The following is a 487-nucleotide window of genomic DNA, read 5'->3' on the forward strand; positions in this document are numbered from 1 at the left end:
CCTCCTTTCTAAGGAGTACTGGAACCTTTTACAGCATGAAGTGTTTTATCTTTGTTCAGTTTTGAGTGAGCTTTCATAATGTCAAGCCTCTTAGGGTTTGAGGATTATATATCTCCGGGCCTGTAGCTCAGTTGGTTAGAGCGCACCCCTGATAAGGGTGAGGTCGGTGGTTCGAATCCACTCAGGCCCATTGCTAAAAACTTGTTTATTTCATTAAAAAACAGTTGACAGCAAATCAATAACAATGTAATATATATTTCCAGTACGGGGAATTAGCTCAGCTGGGAGAGCGCCTGCCTTGCACGCAGGAGGTCAGCGGTTCGATCCCGCTATTCTCCATAACTACTATAGTAAGTATATGGTAGTTAACTTAGTTCATTGAAAACTGAATATCAACACCTAATATAATCCGTCGATGCGACAGATTGTATTAGAACAATTTTCTTAAATGAAGATATAATTTTAATCGAAATTAAATCATAAACCA

At 38.8% G+C, this 487-nt stretch carries 2 tRNA genes; both read left to right on the forward strand.

Features of this window, described 5'->3' with window-relative positions:
- Positions 1-116 precede the first annotated feature (116 nt).
- Positions 117-190 (forward strand) — tRNA-Ile (locus ACFO5Y_RS09545).
- A 76-nt stretch (positions 191-266) separates the two neighbouring features.
- Positions 267-339: transfer RNA gene (locus ACFO5Y_RS09550), tRNA-Ala, on the forward strand.
- Positions 340-487: the final 148 nt, after the last annotated feature.

Origin of the sequence: Ruoffia tabacinasalis (genome assembly GCF_042652985.1) — a bacterium.
Lineage (GTDB): Bacteria > Bacillota > Bacilli > Lactobacillales > Aerococcaceae > Ruoffia > Ruoffia tabacinasalis.